Here is a 26,226-nt window from a genome sequence, read left to right as displayed (position 1 = left end):
TCGGGTCGTGCGACGGCAGCGAAAGGGCCCGGCCGGTGAACCCGGTCGGGCCCTTCTTTGTCCGCTCGGACCTGCGTGTTCGTGGAACGCGCGCGGCCTCTCGAACTCGGCCTGAGTCAGGCCTTCTTCGTCTCCCAGAAGATGCGGTCGATCTCGGCGATGAGGTCGAGCGCCTTCTGGCCGGTCGCCGGGTCGGTCGACGCCTTGGCGGCCGAGAGGGCCTTCAGGGTGTCGTTGACCAGCTGGTGCAGCTCCGGGTACTTCTCGAAGTGCGGCGGCTTGAAGTAGTCGCTCCACAGCACCGAAACGTGGTGCTTGGCGAGCTCCGCGCGCTGTTCCTTGATGACCACGGCACGGGCACGGAAGTGCGCGTCCTCGTTGGCCTGGAACTTCTCCTGTACGGCCTTGACCGACTCCGCCTCGATGCGGGCCTGGGCCGGGTCGTACACACCGCAGGGCAGGTCGCAGTGCGCGCTGACCTTCACCTTGGGGGCAAACAGGCGGGAAAGCATTGAGCTGTCCTTCCTCGTGATCGTCTTCTCAGGTGGGACATTACTCGGTGAGAGACGGGATTTCGCGGGTGCCCCCGTGGGCTTAGGTCAAAAGTCCAGGGTCACCATGGGACTCGTGGCGGAACGTACCGTGGGAGTGGCGGCGGGGTGCCGGTGGCCGGGAAGTGGGTGACGTATGACGGATGAGGGGCGGGAGCCGAGGGTGCCGTTGGGGATCGCCGAGGTCCTGGGGACCTCGATGGTTCCCACGCTGTTGCACGGGGATCAGCTGCTCGTGCACTACGGGGCCGAGCTGAGGGCGGGTGACGTGGCGGTGCTGCGGCACCCCTTGCAGCAGGATCTGCTCATCGTCAAGCGGCTCATGGAGCTGCGCGAGAGCGGCTGGTGGGTGCTCGGGGACAACGCGGACGACGAGGTCGTGGACAGCCGGGCGTTCGGCGCCGTGCCCATCGAGCTCGTGCTCGGCCGGGTGCGCGGGCGGTACCGGCCGATGACGGCCGGACGCCGCCGCACCGTCGGCTACCTGGCGTCCTGGTTCGTCTCGTCGGTCAGGCCGGTGCTCTCCGACCGCTCGGTCTCCAGGCGCTTGCGGGCCCGGTAGGCGGCCACGTTCGCCCGGGTCGCGCAGCGGTCCGAGCAGTAGCGGCGCGAGCGGTTGGTCGAGGTGTCCAGGTAGGCGTTGCGGCACGGCGCCGCCTGGCAGAGGCCGAGCCGGTCGACCCCGTACTCCGTGAGGTGGAAGGCCAGGCCCATGGAGGCGATCGCCGCATAGCCCGCCGTCGCGTTCGACGGGTGGTCGGCGAGGTGCATGTGCCACAGCGGGCGGTCGTCCTCGTCCCGGTGCTCGTGGCCCGACACCTGCGGGCTGACGGGGAACTCCAGGAGCAGCGAGTTGAGCAGGTCCACCGCCTGGACCTCCTCGCCCCCGTCCGCCGCCTCGAAGACCGCCCGCAGCCGGGCCCGTACCGAACGGAAGCGTGTCACGTCCGCGTCCGTCGCCCGGCGGGCCGCCGACTTGTTCCCGCCGAACAGTTCGCGCACCGCGTCGACCGAGGTCAGCGAGTCCTTGTTGCGGGCCGGCTCCTCGGTGTTGACCAGGCGCACGGCGTAGTCCGAGTAATAGGCCAGTTCCACTTGTAGTCCTTACGGCGGCGGTCTATGGTCTGGAGTGTTCACAGGTAACGGCTGGATGCCCTTCGAGGGTATTACAGAGTGGCTTTGTAGGAGGGATCGCGGTGTCGGAGACTGTCACTGGGGCCGGTACGGGCACCGACTGGCGGGGCTGGCAGAACAGCTGGGACCGGCAGCAGGAGTGGTACATGCCGGACCGCGAGGAGCGCTTCCGGGTCATGCTCGACATGGTCGAGGCCTGCGCCGGTCCCGCGCCGCGCGTGCTCGACCTCGCGTGCGGTACGGGGAGTATTACGGACCGGCTCCTCAAGAGGTTCCCGGACGCGGTCAGTACGGGGGTGGACCTCGACCCCGCGCTCCTCGCCATCGCCGAGGGCACCTTCGCCGGGGACCCGCGCGTCACCTTCGTGACCGCCGACCTCAAGGATTCGGGATGGGTCGGGCTGCTTCCGTACGATTCCTACGATGCCGTTCTCACGGCCACCGCCCTGCACTGGCTGCACAGTGAGCCGCTCGCCGCGCTCTACGGGCAGGTCGCCGGGCTCGTCCGGGACGGCGGCGTGTTCATGAACGCCGACCACATGATCGACCCCGCCACCCCGCGCATCAACGCCGCCGAACGCGCCCTCCGGCACGCCCGGATGGAGCGCGCCAAGGCCGCCGGGGCCGTCGACTGGGCCGACTGGTGGGCGCTGGCCGCCGAGGACCCGGTCCTCGCCGGCCCGACCGCCAAGCGGTACGAGATCTACGGTGAGCACGCCGACGGCGACATGCCCTCGGCCGGCTGGCACGCCGAAACCCTGCGCGCCGCCGGCTTCGCCGAGGCCCGCCCCGTATGGGCCTCGCCCTCGGACACCCTGCTCCTCGCCCTGAAGTAGCAGAGTCCTCAAGAAGCGCATGCGGAAGGGGGGTTACGGGCCCATTGCCCGTAACCCCCTCCCTGTAGGACTACTTACCGCGCCGCGGGCTCACAGCACCTTCGACAGGAACGACTTCGTCCGGTCGTGCTGAGGGTTCGTCAGAACGTCGCGCGGGTTGCCCGCTTCGACCACCACGCCGTCGTCCATGAAGACCAGCGAGTCGCCGACCTCACGGGCGAAGCCCATCTCGTGGGTGACCACGATCATGGTCATGCCGTCCTCGGCGAGGCCGCGCATGACGTCCAGGACGTCGCCCACCAGCTCGGGGTCGAGCGCCGAGGTCGGCTCGTCGAAGAGCATCAGCTTCGGCTGCATCGCCAGCGCCCGGGCGATCGCCACACGCTGCTGCTGGCCGCCGGAGAGCTGCGAGGGGTAGTTGCCCGCCTTGTCGGCGAGGCCGACGCGGTCGAGCAGCTTCAGCGCCCGCTCGCGGGCCACCGCCTTGGACTCGCGCTTGACCTGGACCGGCGCCTCCATGACGTTCTCGACGGCCGTCATGTGCGGGAACAGGTTGAAGCGCTGGAAGACCATGCCGATGTCCCGGCGCTTGAGGGCGACTTCGCTGTCCTTCAGCTCGTACAGCTTGTCCCCCTTCTGCCGGTACCCGACCAGGTCGCCGTCGACGTACAGGCGCCCGGCGTTGATCTGCTCCAGGTGGTTGATGCACCGCAGGAACGTCGACTTGCCGGAGCCGGACGGGCCGATCAGGCAGAACACCTCGCCCTCGGCCACCTCCAGGTCGATGCCCTTGAGGATGTGGGCGGGGCCGAACGACTTGTGGACGCCCTCCGCCTTGACCATCGGTTGTGCAGTCATGGGATCACCGCCGCCAGTTGGAGAGGGAGAGCAGGTTCGACTTGATGCGCTCCAGCGGCGTGGGCGGCAGGGCGCGCAGCGAACCGCGTGCGAAACGGCGCTCCAGGTAGTACTGGCCGACGCTGAACACGCTGGTCAGGGCCAGGTACCAGATCGAGGCGACGAAGAGCATCTCCATCACCGCGAACGAGGTCGCGGCGACGTCCTGGGCACTGCGCAGCAGATCCTGGTACTGGACGGCGACGACCAGCGACGAGGTCTTGAGCATGTTGATGAACTCGTTGCCCGTCGGCGGGATGATCACCCGCATCGACTGGGGCAGCACGACGCGGCGCATGGTCTGCATCTGGGTCATGCCGAGCGCGTGCGAGGCCTCGGTCTGGCCCTCGTCCACCGACTGGATGCCGGCCCGGACGATCTCCGCCATGTACGCGCCCTCGTTCAGGCCGAGGCCGAGCAGGGCGGCGAGGAACGGAGTCATGACCGCGGTCATGTAGTCCTTGTAGAACCCGAGGTTCAGGATCGGGAAGATCAGCGCCAGGTTGAACCAGATGAGGAGCTGTACGTAGACCGGGGTGCCGCGGAAGAACCAGATGTACAGCCAGGCGACCGAGCTGGTCACCGGGTTCTTCGAAAGCCGCATCACGGCGAACAGCACACCGAGCGCCAGGCCCACGGCCATGGAGACCACGCTGATGAGCACGGTGTGCCACAGACCGGTCAGGATGCTGGAGTCGAACAGCTTGTCCGTGACGGTCGCCCAGCGCACATTGCCCTGGGCGAACGCGTAGCCGAGCGCGCCGAGTACGGCGACGACGACCACGGCGCTGACCCAGCGGCCGTAGTGGCGTACCGGGATGGCACGGATGATGTCCGGCGGGACCTGCTCCGGGGCGGCGTCCGCCGGACCGGAGGGGGTCTTGTCGAGCTTGTCAGTCACAGCGACTGCCCTTCAGTGGTGCGCGGGTCAGGAGCCGCCGTTGATGGCTGCCTTGGTGACGGCGCCCTGCGCGCCGCCCCACTTGTCGATCGCCGTCTTGTACGTGCCGTCCGCGATGACCGCGTCCAGCGCGGCCGAGAGGGCGTCACGCAGCTGGGTGTTCTTCTTGTCCACCGCGATGCCGAAGGGGCCCGCGTCCGACTTGTTGGCGACCGCCTCGAAGTCGGCGCCGCCGCCCGCGGTCTTCGCGATGTACGCGGCGACGGGGGAGTCGTTGAGGTCGGCGACCGCGCCGCCGGCCTTGACGCGGGTCTGCGCCTCGGCGTCGGTGGCGTAGGGCTCGAAGGTCAGGTCGCCCTTGCCGTCCGCCTTGCACTTGGCGGCGAGGTCCTTGGCGGCCTGCTCGTACGTGGTGCCGCGCTGCACGGCGATCTTCTTGCCGCAGAGGTCGTCGGTGGACTTGATGCCCTCCGGGTTGCCCTTCTTGACCAGAATGCCGGTGCTCGCCGTGTAGTAGTCGACGAAGTCGACGCCCGTACCGGTCTTCTTGCCGTCCTTGTCAAGACCCTGCTGGCGGGCCTTGGTGTCGCTCACCGAGGACATGACCGCGTCGTAGCGGCCGGTCGGCAGCGCGCCGAGGAGGGTGTCGAAGGTGCCGCTGGTGAACTCGAACTTCACGCCGAGCTGCTTGCCGAGGGCGTCGGCGATGTCGGGGTCGATACCGACGATCTTCTCGCCCTGCTTGAACTCCATGGGGGCGTAGGTGGCGTCGGTCCCGACCTTGATGACGCCGGCCTTCTGGATGTTCGCGGGCAGCTTGGAGAAGAGCGGGGCGGACTTCGAGGCCCCGCCCGAGGACTCGGGGGCCGAGCCCTTCTTCGTCTGGTCACCGCAGCCGGTGACCAGCAGGGCGCCCGCGACCGCGATGGCGCCGACCGCGGCAATCCGGGACTTGGCGGCGGTCGTACGGCGGGTGGTGCTTGCGGTCATGGTCGGGTTCCTCCGGCAGATGTTGAGTGGAGTGGCCATGGAGTGCGTACAAAACGACGACGCACAGGTCCTGGGCGGTGGTCGTGCACGCATCCTCGGGTGTCGCGACCGCGGTGTGAACCGCGTGTGAAGTCGCATCTTGCCATTCGGACCCCGGAAATCAGGGTCGCAGAGATGTCAAAATCGGATAACGGGTCACCCCCGAACCCCAACAAGCCGGTACCCCAAGGCCCACCGGGCCGGACCATGTGCGGGAAGCGTCCGCGAGGACCGCAGATTCTCCGGTTCATCTCGCGTTGTGGACATGTTTCACGCCGCGTACGCGACTTGTCGTGACATCACACCAAGAGTCGTGTCACGGTACGGAGGCCGCTTGCGACGCAGCGTCGGCGCTGGGCCAATATGGACTCGTCGGCGGACGTCGATGTCCGGTAAGAAGGATCCTTACACCCCTCATCCGGGGCTCAGGGCGCGTGTGCGGCGCGCCCGCGCGTACGTACCTCCACCCCGCGGGGCGGGCCAACCGCCCTCAGCGGGGAACGTACGCGGGTCCGCCCACCCCTCCTCAACAAGGAGTGGCCACCCTCAACTGATGAAGACTTAAGGGGTCAAACACAATGGCAGCGGAGATCGTCAATCCTCGCAGCGACAGCACGGAGGGTTCCGACGAGCCCTTCGACCCGGCCTTCGCGCTCCACCGGGGCGGCAAGATGGCCGTCCAGGCCACCGTGCCGATCCGTGACAAGGACGACCTGTCCCTCGCGTACACGCCGGGCGTCGCCAAGGTGTGCAGCGCGATCGCGGAGAACCCGGAGCTGGTCCACGACTACACCTGGAAGTCTCAGGTGGTCGCCGTCGTGACGGACGGTACGGCGGTGCTCGGGCTCGGTGACATCGGCCCGGAGGCCTCCCTTCCCGTGATGGAGGGCAAGGCGATCCTCTTCAAGCAGTTCGGCGGCGTCGACGCGGTTCCGATCGCGCTCGCGACCACCGACACGGACGAGATCATCGAGACCGTGGTCCGGCTCGCCCCGTCCTTCGGTGGGGTGAACCTGGAGGACATCTCCGCCCCGCGCTGCTTCGAGATCGAGCGCCGGCTGCAGGAGGCCCTGGACATTCCGGTCTTCCACGACGACCAGCACGGCACGGCCGTCGTCACCCTGGCTGCCCTGCGCAACGCCGCGAAGCTCACCGGACGCACCCTCGGCGACCTGCGCGCGGTGATCTCCGGGGCCGGCGCGGCCGGTGTCGCCATCGCCAAGTTCCTGCTGGAAGCGGGCCTCGGCGATGTGGCGGTCGCGGACCGCAAGGGCATCGTCAGCACGGACCGGACGGACCTGACGGACGTCAAGCGCGAGCTCGCCGAGCTCACCAACAAGGCGGGCCTGACCGGCTCCCTGGAGACCGCGCTCGCGGGCGCCGACGTGTTCATCGGCGTCTCCGGCGGTACGGTGCCCGAGCCCGCGGTCGCCTCCATGGCGCCGGGTGCCTTCGTCTTCGCGATGGCCAACCCGAACCCCGAGGTGCACCCCGACATCGCGCACAAGTACGCGTCCGTCGTGGCCACCGGCCGCTCGGACTACCCGAACCAGATCAACAACGTGCTCGCCTTCCCGGGCATCTTCGCGGGCGCCCTCCAGGTCCGGGCCTCCCGGATCACCGAGGGCATGAAGATCGCCGCGGCGAACGCGCTGGCCGACGTCGTGGGCGACCAGCTCGCCGCCGACTACGTCATCCCGTCCCCGTTCGACGAGCGGGTCGCCCCGGCCGTCACGGCGGCGGTCGCGGCCGCCGCCCGCGCCGAGGGCGTGGCGCGCCGGTAGTACGTTCCGGAGTTCCGCTTACCGAGCCGTGCCGGGCTTCCCTCCGGGGAGCCCGGCACGGCTTTTTCGTGGCTCCTCCCGGCGTGCGGGGTGTCACAGCCGTGGGAGGTTCCGGCGGCCGGGCCGCGCGCTCTAGGGTCAGGGCCATGTTCGCCGCCTACGCCGCCCGCATCGACCGTGACCAGCCGCTCAGCGGCCTTGAGTTGGGGGAGCGGCCGGCCCCCGAGGTACGCCCCGGCTGGACGCTCGTCGACGTACGGGCCGCCTCCCTCAACCACCACGACGTCTGGTCGCTGCGCGGGGTCGGACTCACCGAGGACAAGCTGCCGATGATCCTCGGCTGCGACGCGGCCGGGGTCGACCAGGACGGCAACGAGGTCGTCCTGCACTCGGTGATCGGCCAGACCGGCCACGGCGTCGGCCCCGCCGAGGGCCGCTCGATCCTCACCGAGAAGTACCAAGGCACCTTCGCCGAGCAGGTCGCCGTCCCCACCTGGAACGTCCTGCCGAAGCCGAAGGAACTGAGCTTCGCGGAGGCGGCCTGCATGCCGACCGCCTGGCTGACGGCGTACCGGATGCTGTTCACCAACGCCGGGGTGCGGCCCGGGGATTCGGTCCTCGTGCAGGGTGCGGGAGGCGGCGTCGCCACCGCCGCGATCGTGCTCGGCAAGGCGGCGGGCCTGCGGGTCTTCGCCACCAGCCGCGACGAGGCCAAGCGCAGGCGGGCCGTGGAACTGGGCGCGGTCGAGGCGTACGAGCCCGGTGCGCGGCTGCCGCAGCGCGTCGACGCGGTGATCGAGACGGTGGGGGCCGCGACCTGGTCCCACTCGGTCAAGTCCCTGCGTCCCGGGGGCACTCTGGTCATCTCGGGCGCCACCAGCGGCGACCGCCCCGCGCACGCCGAGCTGACCCGCATCTTCTTCCTGGAGCTCAAGGTCGTCGGCTCGACGATGGGTACGAAGGACGAGCTGGAGGACCTGCTCGCGTTCTGCTCGGCGACGGGCGTACGTCCCGTCATCGACGAGGTGCTCCCGCTGGACCGGGCGCGCGAGGGCTTCGAGAAGGTGGCGTCGGGGGACCTGTTCGGGAAGGTGGTCCTCGCCGTCGGGTGAGGTGCGGCTGAGGGTGTGGACGGGGCTGATGGCCGCGGTTCCGCGTGTACGCGTGCGTATGCGCGGGGCCGCGGCTTTTTGTGTGGGCATGATGTCAACCAGGGTTGACGGTTGAGTGAGTGTCAATGTAAGTTGACGCCATGACCGAGGCCACCGATCTCGCCGCACGAGCCGGCGACCGCGACCCGAGGGTCGGACTGCGAGCCGTCGCCGCACTGCGCCGGCTCCTGGAACAGCTCGAATCCGTACAGGTACGAAGCGCCCGCAACCAGGGCTGGTCATGGCAGGAGATCGCCGCCGAGCTGGGGGTCAGCCGGCAGGCGGTCCACAAGAAGCACGGGAGGACTTGATGTTCGAGCGATTCACGGCGAACGCCCGTGGGGTGGTGACGGGCGCGGTCGAGCACGCCTCGCGTGCGGGGTCCCCGGTGGTGACCGAGGAGCACCTGCTCCTCGCCCTCCTCGACCGCGAGGGCAGCAAGGCGGCCTTCGCGCTCACCTCCCTCGGCGTCACCGACCGGCGCGCCGAGGTCGTCGAGGCGCTGGCCGCCGCGCGGCGCCGGGGCGGCATGTCCAAGGCGGACGAGGACGCGCTGGCCGGACTCGGCATCTCCGTCGAGGAGATCGTGGCCCGGGTGGAAGAGACCCACGGGCCGGGCGCGCTGTCCGGCGCGGAGCAGGGCAAGGCGTGGCCCTCGGGGCGGCCGTCCTTCACGAAGGGCTCCAAGAAGGTACTGGAGAAGTCCCTCAGGATGGCTCTGGCCCGCAAGCAGAAGCACATCGGCGACGAGCACGTGTTGCTGGCGCTCACCGCGATGCCGGGGTTGGTGGGGGAGGTCCTCGCGGAGTTCGGGGGGACGTATGGGGGTGTGGAGAGGGTGTTGTTCGGGGTGGGGGGTTAGGGGGGCGGGGGTTTCCCACCCACCCGCCCGTTGAGCGGGGTTGCATGGCCCGGGCCCTCCTGGGGCGGAGCCCCAGACGGCATGGGGGCGCCCCGCCCTGCTAGTGCTGCCGGGGGCGCAGCGTCGCTCCGATGTGGGCCGCCGCCCGGGCCAAGTGGGCGCGGGCCTCGGCCAGTTGGGGGCCCGTCACCCCGTTGTCCCGGGCCGCATCCCTGATGTCGTCCCGGAAGCGGTCGAGCAGGCGGTCCAGGTCCCGTGCCGGGTCACCGGACGGCTCCTCCCGGGCCCACTCCGGCTCGGGTTCCGGCTCGGGCCCGGCCTCGGCATCCGGCTTCGCCAGGTCCACCCGCTCGACCGTGACGTCCGCCTCCGGCGACGACGCCGGCGGCTGGCCGAACCCGAAGCGGCTCAGCTCCTTGGTGATCTCCGCGAGCCCCTCGCGTACACCCGTCGGCCAGTCGCCCCGTGCGAAGTGCTCCTGCACCTGGCGCTGGACGTCCCGGGCGACGCGCTGCATCTCCTCGCGCGCCTCGTCCTTGGCCTCCTTCGCCTGGCGGCGGGCCTGCTGGGCCTCGTCGCGGGCCCGCCGGGACTCGTCCTTCGCCCGGCGCGCCTGCTCCTTCCACTCCTGCTTGGCGCGCTTGAACTCCTCCTTCGCCTGCTGCCAGGCCTCGCCGTCGCCCCACGCGCTGTCGAAGAAGTCGGAGGCCTCGGGGAACCCCTTCCGGGCACCCCGGCCGGCGCCCCCGGACGCCTGACCCGTACGCGCCTCGCGGGCCGCCCGGCGCATGTCGTCACGGAGGCTGCCGGCCGCACCACGTACGTCGTCGCGGATCTCGGCGGCGAGTTCGGAGACGGACTCGCGGATCTCCAGCTCCAGATCGGCCAGTTCACCGCCCCGGCCCGCCAACTCCGCGCGGCCCGCGTCGGTGATCGAGTAGACCTTGCGGCCGCCCTCGGTGGCGTGCGTGACGAGCCCCTCGGCCTCCAGCTTGGCGAGCCGCGGGTAGACGGTGCCGGCGCTGGGCGCGTACAGCCCCTGGAAGCGCTCTTCAAGGAGCCGGATCACCTCGTACCCGTGACGCGGGGCCTCGTCGAGCAGCTTGAGGAGGTAGAGACGGAGGCGGCCGTGGGCGAAGACGGGGGGCATGTCAGAGCACCTTCTTGGTCGAGCCGGCCGAGCCGGGCTGGTCGTCGGCGGGGGAGGGCGCGTCCTCGGCCCCCGGGCCGTCGGGCGCAGGGGCAACAGGCCCCGAGGCGGCGGGCCCCGTGGCCCGCGGGCCCGGTCCCGCGTCCTCGAACGGCGGCTCCTCGTCCGCAGGCCTGCGCAGGAGCGCTATCGACCCCGAGACCGTCGTCGCCCTGAGCGTGCCGTTGCCCGCCCCCAGCGTGCCGGTGATCTTCTTCGCGCCCCACTGCCCGCTGACCCGCAGGTCCTCGAAGGCGCTGGAGACGGCCCCGCTCGCGGTGTTCGCCTCGACGTGTGCGTCGGCCGGGTGCGGCAGCCGGATGGCGACCTCGCCGGACACCGTGGTCAGCCGGATGTCGGTGGCCTTCGCGCCCGGGTCGAGGTCGAGCAGCATGTCGCCGCTCACCGACTCCGCCGCCACACAGCCCCCGGCCCCCTCGACGACCGTCAGATCGCCGGAGACCGACTTGAAGCGGAGCTCACCGGTGACCGCCTGGGCCTCCAGGTTGCCGGTGACGCTCTCGGCGCGGACCGGGCCCGCGAGCTTGACGAGGGTGGTGTCACCACTGACGCCGCGCACCTCCGTACGTCCCCGGATCCCGGAGACCACGGCGCCCGCGCCGATCATGCCGACCTCGACGTCCGCGTCGGCCGGTACCGCCAGCGAGACCACCGCGCTGCGGTTCCAGCCCTTGCGGTCGAGCCACTTGAACAAGCCGCGCCAGGGCAAGTCCTCGTAGGCGACGGTGAGCGTGGACCCGTTCCGCGTCACGATCAGCGGCGGCCCTTCGACGGACGAGATCTCCAGGCGGGCGGAACTTTCCTCGGTGCCCACGACGTTCACCGTTCCGTTGACGATGCGCACACGGAGCATCGTCAACGGCTCGTCGACCTCGTCGAAGGTGAGCTTCCGCGAGTCTGGGACGGCCCACGTGGACTCGGACATGTGCTGACCTCCTGGGCGCTGCGAGTGGGTACTGCAAGTGGGTACTGCGAGAAGTGCGTACCGCGAAGAGTGTGTACTGCAAGACGCAACATATCGCGTCTCTCGTTAGACACGATATATCGCGCTTGAGGAAAGTCAAGGGGCGGTCCGGAGTGATTCGATACGGGCCTACTTCTGTATGGATATGGCGAAATCGGGGCAAAAATGCCCTAGCGTATGGATCATGCGCGTCGCCCCTCCCGCCGCCCCCGGAGCCCTGCTCCTCTGCCGCGCCGAACCCCCGGCGGTCCGCCCGATCGCCCATCTGCTGCGCGAGCGGATGCTCCTCGCCCCGGCGGGCGACGGCTGGAGCGTGCTGGTCCCCGCGGCCAAACCCTGGCTGACCGGCACCGACCCCGTCGACCAGGTGCTCGCGGGCTGGGCGGGCGCGCTCACGGTCGGCGCGGGCTGGCCCGCGATCGCGCTGTGGTGGGACGACGCCCGGGCGGGCTACACCCTGGCCTCGGGCTTCCGCCGTACGGTCGGCTATGTCTGGCTCGCCGACGGCACCCCGGTCGGCGAGGCCGAGGCGATGCGGACGTTCGCGGCCCGGCTCGGGCTCGACCCCGTGCACGACATGGAGGCGCTCGACGGTCTGACCCGGCCCGATTCGGCCGCGGACGCCCGGGCCCGGCTCCTCGGCCTGATCGCGATCCTGGCCCGCACGGGCGTCGCCCTGCCGGCCGGACTCACCCCGGGCGAACCGACCGACCGGCTGCGTTCGGTGGCCGCCGCACAGGGCGCCGAGACGATCGAGTGGTCCGGCTGGCGCGATGCGGTACGCGCCGAACTCGACGCGGTCGAGGAAAGCCCGCTCGGGCCCTGGGTCCGCGGCCCCAGGGCCCGCCTCCTGGGTGCCGCCCAACTCGCCGCGGGCCTCCCGCTCACGGCCTGGGGCCTGAAGCGCCGCAGTGGCGGCTGGACGACGGCGGGCGCGGTCCTGATCGCCCACGGGGTGCTGAGCCTCGCGTACGACCGGATGCGCGCCCGGCCCGGCGACTGACGCGTATTACGCGTTGCGGCCCGCTCGTCGAACCCCGATGCGGCTCAGCTCACTCGTCCTCGTCCTCGTCGTCCAGCCGTGCCAGCCACGTGGCGAGCCGCTCGACCGGAACCTCGAAGTCCGGGTTCAGGTCGACGAAGGTACGCAACTGCTCGGCGAGCCACTCGAAGGTGACCTCCTCCTCGCCGCGCCGCTTCTCCAGCTCCTCGATGCCGCGGTCGGTGAAGTACACAACTTGCTCCTGGGACGTACCGGATGTTCGCCCTTCAGCGTATCCGGCGGCCGCCGGGGACCACCTCCTGCTCCCGTCCGGGGACTGGCCCCAAGACTCCCCGGCGGATCCGACAGCCATGATCGGGATCTGACAGGCGTCGCACAGCGTTGTGTGAGTACGGGACGGCTGACGGAGGAGGCTTCGGATGTTCGGTGGGCTCGACGAGCTCTTTGCGCCCGCGCGACGGCACACGGAAGAGGAGCGCCGACGGCAGGAGATCACGCTCGACGAGGTCGGTGACTCCGACCCCGGGCGCGGCCCGATAGACCTGGCCAGCGGCAGCGTGGTCATACGCGTGCCCCCGGCCAGGGGCGCCGGTCACGAGGACGCCGGTCACGAGGACGAAGAAGAGAACTGAGCGCGGTTGCGCCGAAGGGCCCGGCATCCCAAGTTGGTGGGGATGCCGGGCCCTTCGGCTGCGTACTGCAGGGGCTGATCAGCTCTCTGAGGGCTAGGCCTCGAAGACCTCGTTCACCAGCTGCTCCTGCTCCTGCTCGTGGCGCTTCTTCGAGCCCACCGCCGGGGACGAGCCGTGCGGGCGCGAGATGCGGCGCAGGCGCTCGCCGTGCGGCACGTCCGCGCCGACGGCCAGGTCCAGGTGGTCGATCAGGTTGAGCGCGATGAACGGCCAGGCACCCTGGTTCGCCGGCTCCTCCTGGGCCCACAGGTACTTCTCGGCGTTCGGGAACTTGGCGATCTCCGCCTGGAGCTCGGCACCCGGCAGCGGGTACAGGCGCTCGATGCGGATGATCGCCGTGTCCGTCGCGCCGCGCTTCTCGCGCTCGGCGGCCAGGTCGTAGTAGACCTTGCCCGCGCAGAAGACGACCTTGCGGACGGCGGCCGGGTCCACGTGCTCGTCGCCGATCACCGGGCGGAAGCCGCCGTTGGTGAACTCCTCGGCCTTCGACGCCGCCGCCTTCAGACGCAGCATCGACTTCGGGGTGAAGACGATGAGCGGCTTGTGGTGCGGGTTGTGGACCTGCCAGCGCAGCAGGTGGAAGTAGTTCGACGGCAGCGTCGGCATCGCGACCGTCATGTTGTTCTGCGCGCACATCTGGAGGAAGCGCTCCGGGCGGGCGGACGAGTGGTCCGGGCCCTGGCCCTCGTAGCCGTGCGGGAGCAGCAGGGTGACGCCGGAGGTCTGGCCCCACTTCTGCTCGGCCGAGGAGATGAACTCGTCCACGACCGTCTGGGCGCCGTTGACGAAGTCGCCGAACTGCGCCTCCCACATCACCAGGGACTCGGGACGGGCCAGCGAGTAGCCGTACTCGAAGCCCATCGCCGCGTACTCGGAGAGCAGCGAGTCGTAGACGTTGTAGCGCGCCTGGTCCTCGGAGAGGTACATCAGCGGCGTGTAGTCCTCGCCCGTGACCTGGTCGACCAGGACCGCGTGGCGCTGGCCGAAGGTGCCGCGGCGGGTGTCCTGGCCGGACAGCCGGACCGGGACGCCCTCCATGAGCAGCGAGCCGATGGCCAGGGTCTCGCCCATGCCCCAGTCGATCGTGCCGTCCTCGACCGAGGCGGCGCGGCGCTGCATCTGCGGCATCAGACGCGGGTGGACGGTGATCCGCTCCGGGATGTTCACCTGCGACTCGGCGATGCGCTTGACGATCTCCTGGGAGACCGCCGTGGTGACCGCGACCGGGAACTGCGCCTGCGGGTCGGTCGAGTGGATCTCGCCCGGCGCCGAGGTGGTGGCCTCGCGGACCTCCGCGAACACCTTCTCCAGCTGGCCCTGGAAGTCCTGCAGGGCCTGCTCGGCCTCTTCCAGGGTGATGTCGCCGCGACCGATGAGCGACTCGGTGTAGAGCTTGCGCACCGAGCGCTTCTTGTCGATCAGGTTGTACATCTGCGGGTTGGTGAACTGCGGGTTGTCGCCCTCGTTGTGACCGCGGCGGCGGTAGCAGATGAGGTCGATCACGACGTCCTTGTTGAACGTCTGGCGGAACTCGAAGGCGAGCCGCGCGACGCGGACCACGGCCTCCGGGTCGTCGCCGTTCACATGGATGATCGGCGCCTCAATCATGCGGGCCACGTCGGTGGCGTACATGGACGAGCGCGACGACTCCGGGGCGGCGGTGAAGCCGACCTGGTTGTTGATGACGATGTGCACGGTGCCGCCGGTGCGGTAGCCGCGCAGCTGCGACATGTTCAGGGTCTCGGCGACGACACCCTGGCCGGCGAAGGCCGCGTCACCGTGCAGGGCGACGGGCAGGACCGTGAAGTCCGTGCCGCCCTTGTTGATGACGTCCTGCTTGGCGCGGGCGACACCCTCCAGGACCGGGTCGACCGCCTCCAGGTGCGAGGGGTTCGCGACGAGCGAGACCTTGATCTGCTCGCCGTCCAGACCGGTGAAGGTGCCCGAGGCGCCCAGGTGGTACTTCACGTCGCCGGAGCCGTGCATCGACTTCGGGTCGAGGTTGCCCTCGAACTCGCGGAAGATCTGCGCGTACGACTTGCCGACGATGTTGGCCAGCACGTTCAGGCGGCCGCGGTGGGCCATGCCGATGACGACCTCGTCCAGGCGCGACTCGGCGGCGCTGTCGATGACGGCGTCGAGCAGCGGGATGACCGACTCGCCGCCTTCGAGGGAGAAGCGCTTCTGGCCGACGTACTTGGTCTGCAGGAACGTCTCGAACGCCTCGGCCGCGTTCAGGCGGCGCAGGATGCGCAGCTGCTCCTCGCGCTCCGGCTTGGAGTGCGAGCGCTCGACGCGGTCCTGGATCCACTTGCGCTGCTTGGGGTCCTGGATGTGCATGAACTCGATGCCGGTGGTGCGGCAGTACGAGTCGCGCAGGACGCCGAGGACGTCGCGCAGCTTCATCAGGGACTTGCCGGCGAACCCGCCGACCGCGAACTCCCGCTCCAGGTCCCACAGGGTGAGGCCGTGCTCGGTGATGTCCAGGTCGGGGTGCTTGCGCTGGCGGTACTCCAGCGGGTCGGTGTCGGCCATGACGTGGCCGCGGACCCGGTAGGAGTGGATCAGCTCGAAGACGCGGGCGGCCTTCGTGACGTCGTCGTCGTGCGAGGCGTCGATGTCCTTGAGCCAGCGGACCGGCTCGTAGGGGATGCGCAGCGCCTCGAAGATGTCGTCGTAGAAGTCGCTGTCGCCGAGCAGCAGGTTGGCGACGATGCGCAGGAACTCGCCGGAGGCGGCACCCTGGATGACGCGGTGGTCGTACGTCGAGGTGAGGGTCATCACCTTCGAGATGCCCAGCTTGTTCAGGGTGTCCTGGGAGGTGCCCTGGAACTCGGCCGGGTAGTCCATCGAGCCGACGCCCATGATGACCGACTGACCGGGCATCAGACGCGGCACGGAGTGCACGGTGCCGAGGCCGCCGGGGTTGGTCAGCGAGACGGTGACGCCCGTGAAGTCGTCCATCGTCAGCTTGTTGTTCCGGGCCCGGCGGACGATGTCCTCGTACGCCTGCCAGAACTCGAAGAAGTTGAGCGTCTCGGCCTTCTTGATGCCGGCGACGACGAGCTGGCGGTCGCCGTTGGGCTTCACCAGGTCGATGGCGAGGCCGAAGTTCACGTGCTCCGGCTTGACCAGGGTCGGCTTGCCGTCCTTCTCGACGAACGCGTAGTTCATCGACGGCATGGCCTTGATCGCCTGCACCATCGCGTACCCGATGAGGTGGGTGAAGGAGACCTTCCCGCCCCGGGCGCGCTTGAGGTGGTTGTTGATGACGATGCGGTTGTCGAACAGCAGCTTCACCGGGACGGCGCGGACGGACGTGGCCGTCGGCATCTCCAGCGAGGCGTTCATGTTCTTGGCGACCGCGGCGGCGGGGCCGCGCAGCGTCACGAATTCAGGACCGGCCGGGGCTTCGGTGGCCCCAGCAGGCTGTGCGGCGAAGGCCGCTCCGGTGGAGCCGGTGCTTGCACCGGACTTGGGGGCTGCGGCCTTGGCGGGCGCGGCGGCGGCCGCGGGCTTCGCCGGAGCCGGGGCAGCGGCCGGAGCGGCCGCCTTGGCCGGTGCCGGGGCGGCGGCCGGGGTGACCGGTGCCGGTGCGGCGGGTGCGGCCGGGGCCGGGCTCGCGGGAGCGGCCGGAGCAGCCACCGCGGCTGCCGCGGTGGGAACACCCTGAACGGGCTTGTCCGCCGTGCCGGTGGCACCCGGCTTGTAGTCGGCGAAGAAGTCCCACCAGGCACGGTCGACCGAATTGGGATCCTGGAGGTACTGCTGATAGATCTCGTCGACAAGCCACTCATTGGCACCAAAGCCGGCCGCAGGGTTCTTGCCCTGCCCGTCTTGGTCGGTCGAGACGCTCGAATTACTGGGGGACTGAGACGACACGGCGGTAACCGCCCTCTTCCGCTTCACAAGGTGATGGACAGCGGAAATAAAGGCTACGCCTCCCTGGCCTGGACGTGCAGACCGGGCATGCCACAGTCGTGTAAGTCACACCGAAACCCGGGTTTCGGTGTGTGAAATGGCGGGAAACAAGCGTGGTTCCGCTGCTGCGCGAGCCACTTCGGGTATGCGACAGTGCGGCTACGGCCCCCTGGCCCGCACCCCTGAACGACCACTTCTGCTGATGACCACGCAGAACGGCTGCTTCCGGTTCGAACTTTACGTCAACTTTGCTGGCGCGGGGTGCCCGGGAGGGTGACCTGGATCCGGCATCCGCGTGCGGATTCGGCCACGCCGATCCGGCCACCGTGAAGATCCACTGCCCAGCGCGCGATCGCGAGGCCGAGCCCCGTACCGCCGTCGCTGCCGGGCCCGTGCGGGGAGGGCGCGGCGCCGCGGTTGAAGCGCTCGAAGACCCGGTGCCACTCGGACTGCGGGATGCCCGGACCCTCGTCCAGGACCTCCAGATCGAGCGACTCGGGCTGGGGGCCGCGCCGGGCCCGTACGGTCACGCGGCCGTGCGGCGGGGAGTGCTTGACGGCGTTGTCGATGAGATTCGCCACTACCTGGTGCAGCCGCTCGGCATCCGCGTGCGCGGTCAGCTCGGGCGGCGAGACGTCCAGGTGGAGGTGGACGTCGGCGCGCTGGTGGTTGCCCGAGCCGGAGGACAGCTTGCGCTGGGCGGCCGCCAGATTGGCTTCCTTGAGGACGCCCGACAGGTACGGCCACACCTCGAAGCGGTGGGCCCGCAGCGTCACCACCCCGTTGTCCAGGCGGGACAGGTCGAGCAGCGTCTCGACCAGGCGGCCCAGGCGCTCGGTCTGTTTGAGCGCCGTGCGCATCGTCTCCGGGTCGGCCGCGGAGACGCCGTCCACGACGTTCTCCAGGACCGCGCGCAGTGCCGCGATGGGTGTGCGCAGCTCGTGCGAGACATTGGCCACGAGTTCCTTGCGGTGCCGGTCCACGGCCTCCAGATCGTCCGCCATGCGGTTGATCGTGCCCGCGAGGTCGCCGAGCTCGTCGCGGCGGTCGGCGCCGCGCACCCGGCGCGTGTAGTCCCCGTGCGAGATGGCGCGGGCGACGGTGTTCATCTCGTCCAGCGGGGCGGTGAGCCCGTGGGCGACGAACTGGGTGATCAGCAGGGTCGCTATCACCGAGAAGACGGTGATGAAGCGGAGCTCGGTGCGGGTCTGCAGGGCCACCATGAGCAGCCCGGTCGTGATGAAGACGGAGACCACGACCAGCGTGCCGAGCTTGGTCTTGATCGATATGGAGACCGACCGGAGCCCCGCCACGACCTGGCCGCGCAGGACGCGCCTGGCCCTGGCCCACCCGCCGCGCCTGGCGGGTTCGTCCCAGCCGGGCCGCTCGCCGCTGCCGCGCAGCTGCCGGGCCCGGTCTCCGGCCCGGCTCATGGCGCCGGGGTCTCCAGCGCGTAGCCGACGCCGTGGACCGTACGGATGCGCTCGGCCCCGATCTTCCGGCGCAGCGCCTTGATGTGGCTGTCCACGGTGCGGGTGCCGGAGGCGTCGGCCCAGTCCCACACCTCGGCGAGCAGCTGCTCGCGGGACAGCACGGCGCGCGGCGTGTTCGCCAGGCAGCTCAGCAGGTCGAACTCGGTCGGCGTCAGGTGGACGTCCTCGCCGCGGACCCGTACCCGGCGCTGCGCGTGGTCGATCTCCAGCTCGCCGAGGCGCAGTATGCCCGTGCGCGGCGTGGTGGCGGCCAGCGCGGCCCGCTCCACCCGGCGCAGCAGGACGTGCACCCGGGCCGCCAGCTCGCGCATCGAGAACGGCTTGGTCATGTAGTCGTCCGCGCCGACGCCGAGTCCGACGAGCATGTCCGTCTCGTCGTCCCGGGCCGTCAGCATGAGGACCGGCACGGGCCGCCGGGCCTGGACCCGGCGGCAGACCTCCAGGCCGTCGAAGCCCGGCAGCATGATGTCGAGGACCATCAGGTCCGGCTGCCAGGCCTCGGCCGTGTCGACGGCGGCGGGGCCGTCGACAGCCGTTTGCACCTGGAAGCCCTCGGCCCGCAGACGGGCCGCGATGGCGTCGACGATCGTCGTGTCGTCCTCGACGACCAGCACCCTGCGCTGGGCGCCGGGGGTCGCCGCGACGCCGTTGTGGCCGGTGTGTGTCTGCTCCATCGGTTGCCCCGCCCTGACTGTGCTCGCCCGGGGATCCGTGGGGTGATCCCCTGTGTCGGTCAGAGACTAGAGGCACTTTCCGTGTCTCGGCTACGCAGGGCGAACGCCGAGATGGACCACGTCAGGGACGCCCCGGGCAACTCGGATCTCTTCGGTATGTACCCCAGTGAATCCGGCATTACGGAGAGCCTGTTCGAAGGCGGCGGACGGCTGCGCGGACCACACGGCGAGCACCCCGCCGGGGTTCAACCGCCGTGCGCAGTGGGCGAGTCCGGCCGGTGAGTACAGTCCGCCGTTGCCCTCGGTGACGGTCCAGTCGGGCCCGTTGTCGATGTCGAGGCAGAGCGCGTCGAAGGTCTCCTGCGCCGTACGTACGTAATCGACCAGATCGGCAGGGATGATCCGGGTACGGGAATCGGACAGAGCCGGGCCGGAAATGGCGCCAAGTGGACCTGATCGGTGCCAGTCGATGATGGCCTGTTCCCTCTCCACCACGGCGATTTGGCCCCAGCGGGGGTCCTGCGCCGCATGTGCGAGCGAGAAGCCGACGCCGAGTCCGCCGATGAGAACGGAGGGCCGGGTGGCGGCTGGCAAAAGTGTGTCGTACGCCGCATCGATGAGGAGGCGTTCCGAGCGGCCGTCCGAAGTGTCCATGAGGAAGCACCCGTTGGCGATGATCTCGAAATGCGCCCCGCGCTGCCGCAGCACGACTTCCCCGTGGGGTCCCTGGCGCCGGTCGAGGGTGGCGATGTCGTCCATGCCGCAGAGGATGCCGGGTCCGGTGGCGCGGCGCACGCGAGTTGCGGACCGTTCGCCCCCGACGCTCAGGAACCGTCAAAGGTTGTCCCGTGTGGCGCACGCCATAGACGGGGCAGGAGTCGTTCACGGAAGGTGAGCCGTTGTAGAGAGGTATCAGCGAGTACGAACCACGGAACACGGCCGAAGAACGCGGGCGTGGCTTGATTCGGGGCGCGCACCTGCCGCGCTCCGGGGAAGGGGCCTCACCCGGTGCACCCGCTCGAAACCCGCCGCCCCGCGACGGCGGAAGGCCCCCTGCCGACGGCCCTTGAGGCGATACCCGCGCAACTGGAGGCGATACCGGCCCCGCGCCCGAAGCCGGAGCCCGCGACCGCGGTGACCGCACCGGCCCCCGTTGTCCCGGGCGTACGAGGCCTGCCGGCCCGGGCCGGCCGACTGCTTCCCTCCCCGACCTCCACACCGTTCGCCTTCGGCTACGCGTTGCTGCTCCTGGTGACTTCGATGTACACGGAGTACGGCGATCCGGACACGGTGGACACCCTGCTCCAGGCGTCGAGCACGGACGTGGCCCACCTGTCGACGACACCGGTCCTGGCGATCTTCGGGAGCGCCCTGTGGATAGCGGGAGGCATCGCCTCCCCGTACGCGGTGGTCTTCATCTTCGTGCTGGCCGCGCTGGAACGCCGGATCGGCGGCTGGCGCACGGCGGGCGTCTTCCTGCTCGGCCATGTCGTGGCGACTCTGGCCACGGAGGTCCCGGTGGCCCTCTCGGTCCTGGCCGGCCACCTCCCCGAGAGCTCCCTGCACCGCCTGGACTACGGCATCAGCTTCGGCCTGATGGCCACGGTGGGCGCCCTGACGGGCCTGCTCGCCCCCCTGTTCCGCTGGACGACCCTGGCGGTGGTGGGCGTGCTGCTGGTGGACGACCTGGTGGACATGGTGGAACCGCTGGCGGCCTGGGGCCACCCGGTGGCCCTCCTGGTGGGGGTGGCCTGCTGGCCGGCGGTACGGCGGGTACGGAACGCGGGGACGGCGGGCTGAGGGGCCTCAGCCTCGCCGGTCGGTCCGGAGTTTTTTTGGGTGCCGCGCCCTCATCACCGCGCCCTCATCACCGTCCCGTCGGCCTGTCCGTCGGCCTGAAATACAGACTCGCCATCGGCGAGCGCGTCTCCCAGCCCAGAGCCGAGTACAAGGCCTGGCCCTCCGGGGTGCCGACCAGGATTCCCTCGGTCGCGCCCGACTCGTACGCCGTGTTCTGCAGGGTGCGCATCACCAGGCTGCCCAGGCCTCGGCGCTGGTGGGTGGGGGCGGTTTCGATCTGGTCGGCCACCGCTGTCGGGCCCGTCGGGGCGATCTGGCCGCGGGCCGCGAAGTGGCCCTCTGCGGTGCGGACCAGGACGCGGGTCACGCCGCCCCGGGTCCAGGTCGTGAGGGTGTAGCCGGCCGGGACTTCGGGGCGCTCCGCGGTCAGCGGGATCGTCATCAGGTAGCCGGGCTGATCGAACTGCCAGCCCTCGGCGAGCCACGGCCGCACGGTGTCGTCGTCGGCGAACAGCTTCAGCCACGTTCCGGGCGCGCTCGTGGTGGCCGCCAGCTCGCGGACATCCGCCTCGGCGGGTGTCGGGAGCACATGGCGCGACACGTGGTCGGCCTGTCCGGCGTCGATCGTCCAGCCCCATGGCCGGTCGATGGGATCGGAGGTCCCTCGCGACACGATCCAGCCGTCGATCCAGGCCCGCACCAGCGTGCCGATCGTGGCTCGATCCGGTGCCGTTGTCGCCGTCAACGTCATTGCTGCCCCCTGGGTATGTAATAGGTGCACTGCCTATAGGAACCTTACTGGCTCGGTTCGTCCTTGTCCCGTCCGCGTGGGCGCCGTTGCTTGGTGCTGGCGTCGCCGAGGGTTTCCGGGCCTGGTCACAGGGCCCGCTCCACGTGATCGCTCAGAGCGAACACGCCCCGGGGAACATTCCTCGACTCAGCTGCATTGAGTCGGCATAGCTCAACTTGACTGCCGAAGGGGAGATCATGGCTACCGAGTCCACGGCGTACACACCGACCGACCTGCCCGTGCTGCCGCTCGACGACGAGGTCGTGCTGCCCGGCATGGTGGTTCCGCTGGACCTGTCCGATGCCGAGGTGCGGGCCGCCGTCGAGGCCGCGCAGGCCGCCGCGCGGTCCGGCCAGGGAAAGCCGCAGGTGCTGCTCGTGCCGCGGATCGACGGAACGTATGCCGGGACCGGTGTGCTCGGGACCGTCGAACAGGTCGGCCGGCTCTCCGACGGTGACCCGGGCGCCCTCATCCGGGGCCGCCACCGCGTGCGGATCGGGGCCGGCACCACCGGGCCCGGGGCCGCCCTGTGGGTGGAGGGCACCCGGGTCGGGGAGACCCTGCCCGAGCCGCTGCCCGGCCAGGTGACCGAGCTGGTCAAGGAGTACAAGGCGCTCGCCACCGACTGGCTGAAGAAGCGCGGGGCCTGGCAGGTCGTCGACCGCGTCCAGCAGATCGAGGGCGTCTCCGCGCTCGCCGACAACTCCGGGTACTCGCCGTTCCTCACGACCGCCCAGAAGGTCGAGCTCCTGGAGACCAGCGACCCGGTCGCCCGCCTCAAGCTCGCCACCGAGCAGCTCCGCGAGCACCTCGCCGAGCAGGACGTCGCCGAGTCCATCGCCAAGGACGTACAGGAAGGCGTGGACAAGCAGCAGCGCGAGTTCCTGCTGCGCCGCCAGCTCGACGCCGTACGCAAGGAGCTGCGCGAGCTCAACGGCGACGGCGGCGAGGAGGACGAGAGCGACGACTACCGCGCCCGTGTCGAGGCCGCCGACCTGCCCGAGAAGGTCCGCGAGGCCGCCCTCAAGGAGGTCGACAAGCTGGAGCGTTCCAGCGACCAGTCGCCCGAGGGCTCCTGGATCCGCACCTGGCTCGACACCGTCCTCGAACTGCCCTGGAACGAGACCACCGAGGACGTCTACGACATCCGCGGCGCCCGCGCGATCCTCGACGCCGAGCACGCCGGCCTCAAGGACGTGAAGGAGCGCATCACCGAATACCTGGCCGTGCGCAAGCGGCGCGCCGACCGGGGCCTGGGAGTGGTCGGCGGGCGGCGCGGGGGCGCGGTTCTGGCGCTCGTCGGCCCTCCCGGTGTCGGCAAGACCTCGCTCGGCGAGTCCGTGGCTCACGCGATGGGCCGCAAGTTCGTCCGCGTCGCACTCGGCGGCGTACGCGACGAGGCCGAGATCCGCGGCCACCGGCGTACGTACGTCGGCGCCCTGCCCGGCCGGATCGTACGGGCCATCAAGGAGGCCGGGTCCATGAACCCGGTCGTGCTGCTCGACGAGATCGACAAGGTGGGCTCCGACTTCCGGGGCGACCCGGCGGCGGCCCTGCTCGAAGTCCTCGACCCGGCGCAGAACCACACGTTCCGCGACCACTACCTGGAGGTCGAGCTCGACCTGAGCGACGTGGTGTTCCTCGCCACCGCCAACGTCCTCGAAGCCATCCCGGAGGCGCTGCTCGACCGCATGGAACTGGTCAGGCTGGACGGCTACACCGAGGACGAGAAGGTCGTCATCGCCCGGGACCACCTGCTGCCGCGTCAGCTGGAGCGGGCCGGTCTGGAGCCGGGCGAGGTCGTCCTCGAAGACGCCTCGCTGCGCAAGCTCGCGGGGGAGTACACCCGGGAGGCGGGCGTACGGAACCTGGAGCGCTCGATCGCCCGGCTGCTCCGCAAGGTGGCCGCCCAGCACGAACTGGACCAGCAGGAGCTCCCGTTCACCGTAACCCCGGACGGGCTGCGGAGCCTGATCGGGCGCCCGCACCACGTGCCCGAGTCCGCACAGGACCCGGCCGAGCGGCGCACCGCGGTGCCCGGCGTGGCCACCGGCCTCGCCGTCACCGGGGCCGGCGGCGACGTCCTGTTCGTCGAGGCCTCCCTCGCCGACCCGGAGACGGGCGCGGCGGGCCTGACCCTCACCGGTCAGCTCGGCGACGTGATGAAGGAGTCCGCGCAGATCGCGCTGAGCTTCCTGCGCTCGCACGGGGCCGAACTGGAGCTTCCGGTGGGGGACTTGAAGGACCGGGGCGTGCACGTCCACTTCCCGGCCGGCGCGGTCCCCAAGGACGGCCCGAGCGCCGGCATCACCCTGGTCACCGCGCTGTCCTCGCTGCTTTCGGGGCGGCAGGTCCGCACCGACGTGGCGATGACCGGTGAGGTGTCGCTGACCGGGCGGGTGCTGCCGATCGGCGGCCTCAAGCAGAAGCTGCTCGCCGCGCACCGGGCCGGGATCACGACCGTGGTGATCCCCAAGCGGAACGAGGCGGACCTGGACGACGTCCCGGCCGAGGTCCTGGAGAAGCTGGAGGTCCACCCGGTGACGGACGTCCGCCAGGTCCTGGAGATCGCCCTCGCCCCGGCGGAGGTGGCCGTCGCCGCAGCCGCCTGAGTGACGGCTACGCCGTGGTGGCCCGCTCGTACACCGAGCGGGCCTTCGCGTCGAACAGGGCCGCCGTCGACTCGTTGTCCGTGTCGCCGCCGCTCAGCACGCCGATGATCCTGCCCAGTCGGTCCGGGCCCCGGTAGCCGGTCAGCCAGGGGCTGCCGCTCGTGCCGACCCAGAAGCCGCCGCACTCCATGCGGATCATCGCGGGCTCGTCGCGGTCCCGGTGGACGTCGGTGGTGCACATGACCGGCCGGTTGTCGGGGTTGTGGTTCTCCTCCGGGTACCCGACGACGGTGACCCGCTGGTCGGGGCCCGCGCCCCACTCGGGCGTCGAGGCGCCGACCACGCTCTGCACGCTGCGGCCCTGCGCGTCCGGTGCGACCGTGAGGAAGGCGTAGTCCACCGCGTCGCTCTGCTCCGCGGTCCACTCGTCGTCGACCTGGACCGCCCGCACCTTCCACTTCCCGTACGGATACGTCCCCTTGGCCGCCCCCGAGAAGCCGGGCGCGAACTCCAGGGAGTCGAGCGGCTCGCCGGCCGTGCAGTGCGCGGCGGTGGCGATGACGTTGCCGCGCGGGCTGTCCACCACGCTGGCCGTGCAGTAATGGCCGTCGCCGTTGACCAGCACGCCGACCGACGCCACCTTCGCGGCCGGGACGGCGCTGGTCTGGGTGGCGGGCTGCGCGGCCTGCGGGGCGGCGCTCGGGGAACTCTCCGCCTGTGGTTCCGAGGCCGCGGGCCCGCCGCACCCCGCACCGCCGGCCGCGACGACCGCCGCCAGGGCCACTGTCCGGAACACCACTCCCAACCTGCGCATGCCCCCCATCTTTACTCATGCCGCGCGCGAGATGGGGTCAGGTGTGCGAGTCGTGCTCCGTACGGGCACACGGAAGGGCCCCCGGCTACGCAGCGCCGGGGGCCCCGCTCATGCGACGCGGAGCGGGTCAGCCGTTGGCGAGCGCCTGCAGCCGGTCGTACGCCCCGTTGAACTTGGAGTGGTCGCCGACCGTCGGTCCGGACGACGTGTACTGCCACATCGTGTAGTAGCCCCAGCCGGCCGGCAGGGTGCCCGGGTCGGAGTTGTAGCGGGCGATCCAGAGCGGGTTGGTGGAGCCGAAGGCGGCGGAGTTGCCGGTGCACTCGCTCCACCAGCTGGCAGCGGTGTAGATCACCGCGTCGCGCCCGGTACGGGCCTTGTACTGGTTGACGAAGTCGTGGATCCAGCCGACCATCCCGGCCTCCGACTTGCCGTAGCAGGCGTCGCCGTACGGGTTCCATTCGATGTCGAGCGCGCCCGGCAGCGTCCTGCCGTCCCGGGACCAGCCGCCGCCGTGGTCCACGAAGTAGTTGGCCTGGGCCGCGCCGCCCGTCGTGTCCGGGGTCGCGAAGTGGTAGGCGCCGCGGACCATGCCGACGTTGTAGGAGCCGTTGTACTGCTGGGCGAAGTAGGGGTTGGTGTAGTAGGTGCCCTCGGTGGCCTTGACGTAGGCCCACTTCACGCCGCTGCTCCACAGGGTGGACCAGGCGACGTTGCCGTTGTGGCTGCTGGTGTCCACACCCTCGGTCTGCACCGTCTGCACGTCACGGGTGTCACCGGGCAGACCGCCCACCCCGTCGTGCTTCGCGACGCCCATGCCCAGGGTCGCGGAGCCGCGGGCCGGGGTGTCGGCGGCGCCCGACGTTCCGGTGGAGCCGAGGACGAGGGCGAGGGAGGAGAGGAGGATCCCGGCCGCGGCAATGGGTCCGCGGCGGGCCGTTCCGGATCTGTGCACGGGCATTGCGTGCCTCCGAAAGGCTCGGTGGGGCTTGGGACTTGACGGCCTGGGTCGACATGCCGACGTATCGCTGTGGACATGTCAGAGTCGACGCTACGCACGTAGACCGCTGGCGCGAAAGAGGCTTCAGGTTATGCCGATGGTTCAGAC

At 70.4% G+C, this 26,226-nt stretch carries 25 protein-coding genes; 10 read left to right on the top strand and 15 right to left on the bottom strand.

All coding sequences use genetic code 11. The features are described 5' to 3' along the window. Positions 1 to 116 precede the first annotated feature (116 nt). Positions 117 to 512: a superoxide dismutase, Ni gene (gene sodN / locus ACSHXC_RS12970; RefSeq protein WP_053730656.1), complete on the bottom strand. Its 396-nt coding sequence runs from the start codon at positions 510 to 512 to the stop codon at positions 117 to 119. 175 nt (positions 513 to 687) lie between these two features. On the opposite strand from sodN, the gene sodX reads away from it, so the two are divergent. Continuing rightward, entirely contained in the window at positions 688 to 1,113 is a 426-nt protein-coding gene (gene sodX, locus ACSHXC_RS12965; RefSeq protein WP_438291728.1) for a nickel-type superoxide dismutase maturation protease, read from the top strand. On the opposite strand, the gene ACSHXC_RS12960 is transcribed toward sodX, so the two are convergent. After that, positions 1,032 to 1,646 carry a CGNR zinc finger domain-containing protein gene (locus ACSHXC_RS12960; protein WP_438291727.1) on the bottom strand — a complete coding sequence of 205 codons (615 nt, stop codon included), beginning with the start codon at positions 1,644 to 1,646 and terminating at the stop codon, positions 1,032 to 1,034. The genes sodX and ACSHXC_RS12960 overlap by 82 nt on opposite strands. Before the next feature lie 185 nt (positions 1,647 to 1,831). Here ACSHXC_RS12960 and ACSHXC_RS12955 point away from each other — a divergent pair, with 185 nt between their 5' ends. Continuing rightward, a complete protein-coding gene (locus ACSHXC_RS12955) occupies positions 1,832 to 2,521 on the top strand; it encodes a class I SAM-dependent methyltransferase (RefSeq protein WP_438296551.1) in 690 nt (229 codons plus the stop codon). Between the two features lie 90 nt (positions 2,522 to 2,611). Here ACSHXC_RS12955 and ACSHXC_RS12950 read toward each other — a convergent pair whose 3' ends face one another. From ACSHXC_RS12950 to ACSHXC_RS12940, 3 genes are read right to left on the bottom strand one after another with little or no spacing between them, the layout of a single operon-like run. Then, positions 2,612 to 3,379, bottom strand: coding sequence for an amino acid ABC transporter ATP-binding protein (locus tag ACSHXC_RS12950; RefSeq protein WP_053730660.1), 768 nt, complete (start codon positions 3,377 to 3,379; stop codon positions 2,612 to 2,614). Between the two features lie 4 nt (positions 3,380 to 3,383). Further along, positions 3,384 to 4,319: an amino acid ABC transporter permease gene (locus ACSHXC_RS12945; protein WP_438291726.1), complete on the bottom strand. Its 936-nt coding sequence runs from the start codon at positions 4,317 to 4,319 to the stop codon at positions 3,384 to 3,386. Between the two features lie 27 nt (positions 4,320 to 4,346). Continuing rightward, positions 4,347 to 5,309 carry an ABC transporter substrate-binding protein gene (locus tag ACSHXC_RS12940; protein ID WP_438291725.1) on the bottom strand — a complete coding sequence of 321 codons (963 nt, stop codon included), beginning with the start codon at positions 5,307 to 5,309 and terminating at the stop codon, positions 4,347 to 4,349. Between the two features lie 617 nt (positions 5,310 to 5,926). On the opposite strand from ACSHXC_RS12940, the gene ACSHXC_RS12935 reads away from it, so the two are divergent. From ACSHXC_RS12935 to ACSHXC_RS12920, 4 genes are all read left to right on the top strand, one after another. Then, a complete protein-coding gene (locus tag ACSHXC_RS12935) occupies positions 5,927 to 7,132 on the top strand; it encodes an NADP-dependent malic enzyme (RefSeq protein WP_399484002.1) in 1,206 nt (401 codons plus the stop codon). A 146-nt stretch (positions 7,133 to 7,278) separates the two neighbouring features. Next, on the top strand, positions 7,279 to 8,244 hold the full coding sequence (locus ACSHXC_RS12930; protein ID WP_438291724.1) for a zinc-binding dehydrogenase: 966 nt from the start codon (positions 7,279 to 7,281) through the stop codon (positions 8,242 to 8,244). 140 nt (positions 8,245 to 8,384) lie between these two features. Further along, the gene (locus ACSHXC_RS12925; RefSeq protein WP_100579604.1) at positions 8,385 to 8,594 is read left to right on the top strand and encodes a helix-turn-helix domain-containing protein; all 210 of its coding nucleotides are present in this window, start codon (positions 8,385 to 8,387) and stop codon (positions 8,592 to 8,594) included. Further along, a complete protein-coding gene (locus ACSHXC_RS12920; protein ID WP_438291723.1) occupies positions 8,594 to 9,145 on the top strand; it encodes a Clp protease N-terminal domain-containing protein in 552 nt (183 codons plus the stop codon). Before ACSHXC_RS12925 ends, ACSHXC_RS12920 begins: the two co-directional genes overlap by 1 nt. 100 nt (positions 9,146 to 9,245) lie before the next feature. Here ACSHXC_RS12920 and ACSHXC_RS12915 read toward each other — a convergent pair whose 3' ends face one another. Together ACSHXC_RS12915 and ACSHXC_RS12910 are read right to left on the bottom strand one after the other, a co-directional pair. Then, on the bottom strand, positions 9,246 to 10,295 hold the full coding sequence (locus ACSHXC_RS12915) for a helix-turn-helix transcriptional regulator (RefSeq protein WP_438291722.1): 1,050 nt from the start codon (positions 10,293 to 10,295) through the stop codon (positions 9,246 to 9,248). Between the two features lies 1 nt (position 10,296). Beyond that, the gene (locus ACSHXC_RS12910; RefSeq protein WP_438291721.1) at positions 10,297 to 11,280 is read right to left on the bottom strand and encodes a DUF4097 family beta strand repeat-containing protein; all 984 of its coding nucleotides are present in this window, start codon (positions 11,278 to 11,280) and stop codon (positions 10,297 to 10,299) included. Positions 11,281 to 11,503: 223 nt separating this feature from the next. Between ACSHXC_RS12910 and ACSHXC_RS12905 the strand changes: the two genes are divergently transcribed. Next, positions 11,504 to 12,322 carry a hypothetical protein gene (locus ACSHXC_RS12905; RefSeq protein WP_438291720.1) on the top strand — a complete coding sequence of 273 codons (819 nt, stop codon included), beginning with the start codon at positions 11,504 to 11,506 and terminating at the stop codon, positions 12,320 to 12,322. Positions 12,323 to 12,371: 49 nt separating this feature from the next. On the opposite strand, the gene ACSHXC_RS12900 is transcribed toward ACSHXC_RS12905, so the two are convergent. Further along, positions 12,372 to 12,554, bottom strand: coding sequence for a DUF6104 family protein (locus ACSHXC_RS12900; protein WP_003961784.1), 183 nt, complete (start codon positions 12,552 to 12,554; stop codon positions 12,372 to 12,374). A gap of 187 nt (positions 12,555 to 12,741) precedes the next feature. Between ACSHXC_RS12900 and ACSHXC_RS12895 the strand changes: the two genes are divergently transcribed. Further along, entirely contained in the window at positions 12,742 to 12,954 is a 213-nt protein-coding gene (locus tag ACSHXC_RS12895) for a DUF6191 domain-containing protein (RefSeq protein WP_438291719.1), read from the top strand. Between the two features lie 93 nt (positions 12,955 to 13,047). On the opposite strand, the gene ACSHXC_RS12890 is transcribed toward ACSHXC_RS12895, so the two are convergent. From ACSHXC_RS12890 to ACSHXC_RS12875, 4 genes are all read right to left on the bottom strand, one after another. Continuing rightward, positions 13,048 to 16,896, bottom strand: a complete 3,849-nt coding sequence (locus ACSHXC_RS12890) for a multifunctional oxoglutarate decarboxylase/oxoglutarate dehydrogenase thiamine pyrophosphate-binding subunit/dihydrolipoyllysine-residue succinyltransferase subunit (protein ID WP_438291718.1) — start codon at positions 16,894 to 16,896, stop codon at positions 13,048 to 13,050. A 281-nt stretch (positions 16,897 to 17,177) separates the two neighbouring features. Further along, complete coding sequence (locus tag ACSHXC_RS12885) at positions 17,178 to 18,368, bottom strand: HAMP domain-containing sensor histidine kinase (RefSeq protein ID WP_438291717.1); 1,191 nt, start codon at positions 18,366 to 18,368, stop codon at positions 17,178 to 17,180. Further along, complete coding sequence (locus ACSHXC_RS12880; protein WP_053730675.1) at positions 18,365 to 19,102, bottom strand: response regulator transcription factor; 738 nt, start codon at positions 19,100 to 19,102, stop codon at positions 18,365 to 18,367. The genes ACSHXC_RS12885 and ACSHXC_RS12880 overlap by 4 nt, the downstream gene beginning before the upstream one ends. A gap of 90 nt (positions 19,103 to 19,192) precedes the next feature. Beyond that, entirely contained in the window at positions 19,193 to 19,861 is a 669-nt protein-coding gene (locus ACSHXC_RS12875; RefSeq protein ID WP_438291716.1) for a spermidine synthase, read from the bottom strand. Positions 19,862 to 20,110: 249 nt separating this feature from the next. Between ACSHXC_RS12875 and ACSHXC_RS12870 the strand changes: the two genes are divergently transcribed. Then, positions 20,111 to 20,902 (top strand): rhomboid-like protein, encoded by a 792-nt coding sequence (locus ACSHXC_RS12870; protein ID WP_438291715.1) that lies wholly within the window; start codon positions 20,111 to 20,113, stop codon positions 20,900 to 20,902. Positions 20,903 to 20,969: 67 nt separating this feature from the next. Here ACSHXC_RS12870 and ACSHXC_RS12865 read toward each other — a convergent pair whose 3' ends face one another. Then, positions 20,970 to 21,653, bottom strand: a complete 684-nt coding sequence (locus ACSHXC_RS12865) for a GNAT family N-acetyltransferase (protein WP_438291714.1) — start codon at positions 21,651 to 21,653, stop codon at positions 20,970 to 20,972. Between the two features lie 236 nt (positions 21,654 to 21,889). Between ACSHXC_RS12865 and lon the strand changes: the two genes are divergently transcribed. After that, positions 21,890 to 24,304 carry an endopeptidase La gene (lon, locus tag ACSHXC_RS12860; protein WP_438291713.1) on the top strand — a complete coding sequence of 805 codons (2,415 nt, stop codon included), beginning with the start codon at positions 21,890 to 21,892 and terminating at the stop codon, positions 24,302 to 24,304. Between the two features lie 7 nt (positions 24,305 to 24,311). Here the strand turns inward: lon and ACSHXC_RS12855 are convergent, their stop codons facing one another. Further along, positions 24,312 to 25,118, bottom strand: coding sequence for a trypsin-like serine peptidase (locus ACSHXC_RS12855; RefSeq protein ID WP_438291712.1), 807 nt, complete (start codon positions 25,116 to 25,118; stop codon positions 24,312 to 24,314). Positions 25,119 to 25,245: 127 nt separating this feature from the next. Next, complete coding sequence (locus ACSHXC_RS12850; RefSeq protein ID WP_438291711.1) at positions 25,246 to 26,079, bottom strand: lysozyme; 834 nt, start codon at positions 26,077 to 26,079, stop codon at positions 25,246 to 25,248. Between the last annotated feature and the right edge of the window lie 147 nt (positions 26,080 to 26,226).

It is taken from the genome of Streptomyces sp. HUAS TT7 (genome assembly GCF_051550175.1).
In the GTDB taxonomy this organism is placed as follows: Bacteria; Actinomycetota; Actinomycetes; order Streptomycetales; family Streptomycetaceae; genus Streptomyces.
Note: the sequence above shows the minus strand (reverse complement) of the source record. Positions and strands in the feature narration are given on the sequence as shown.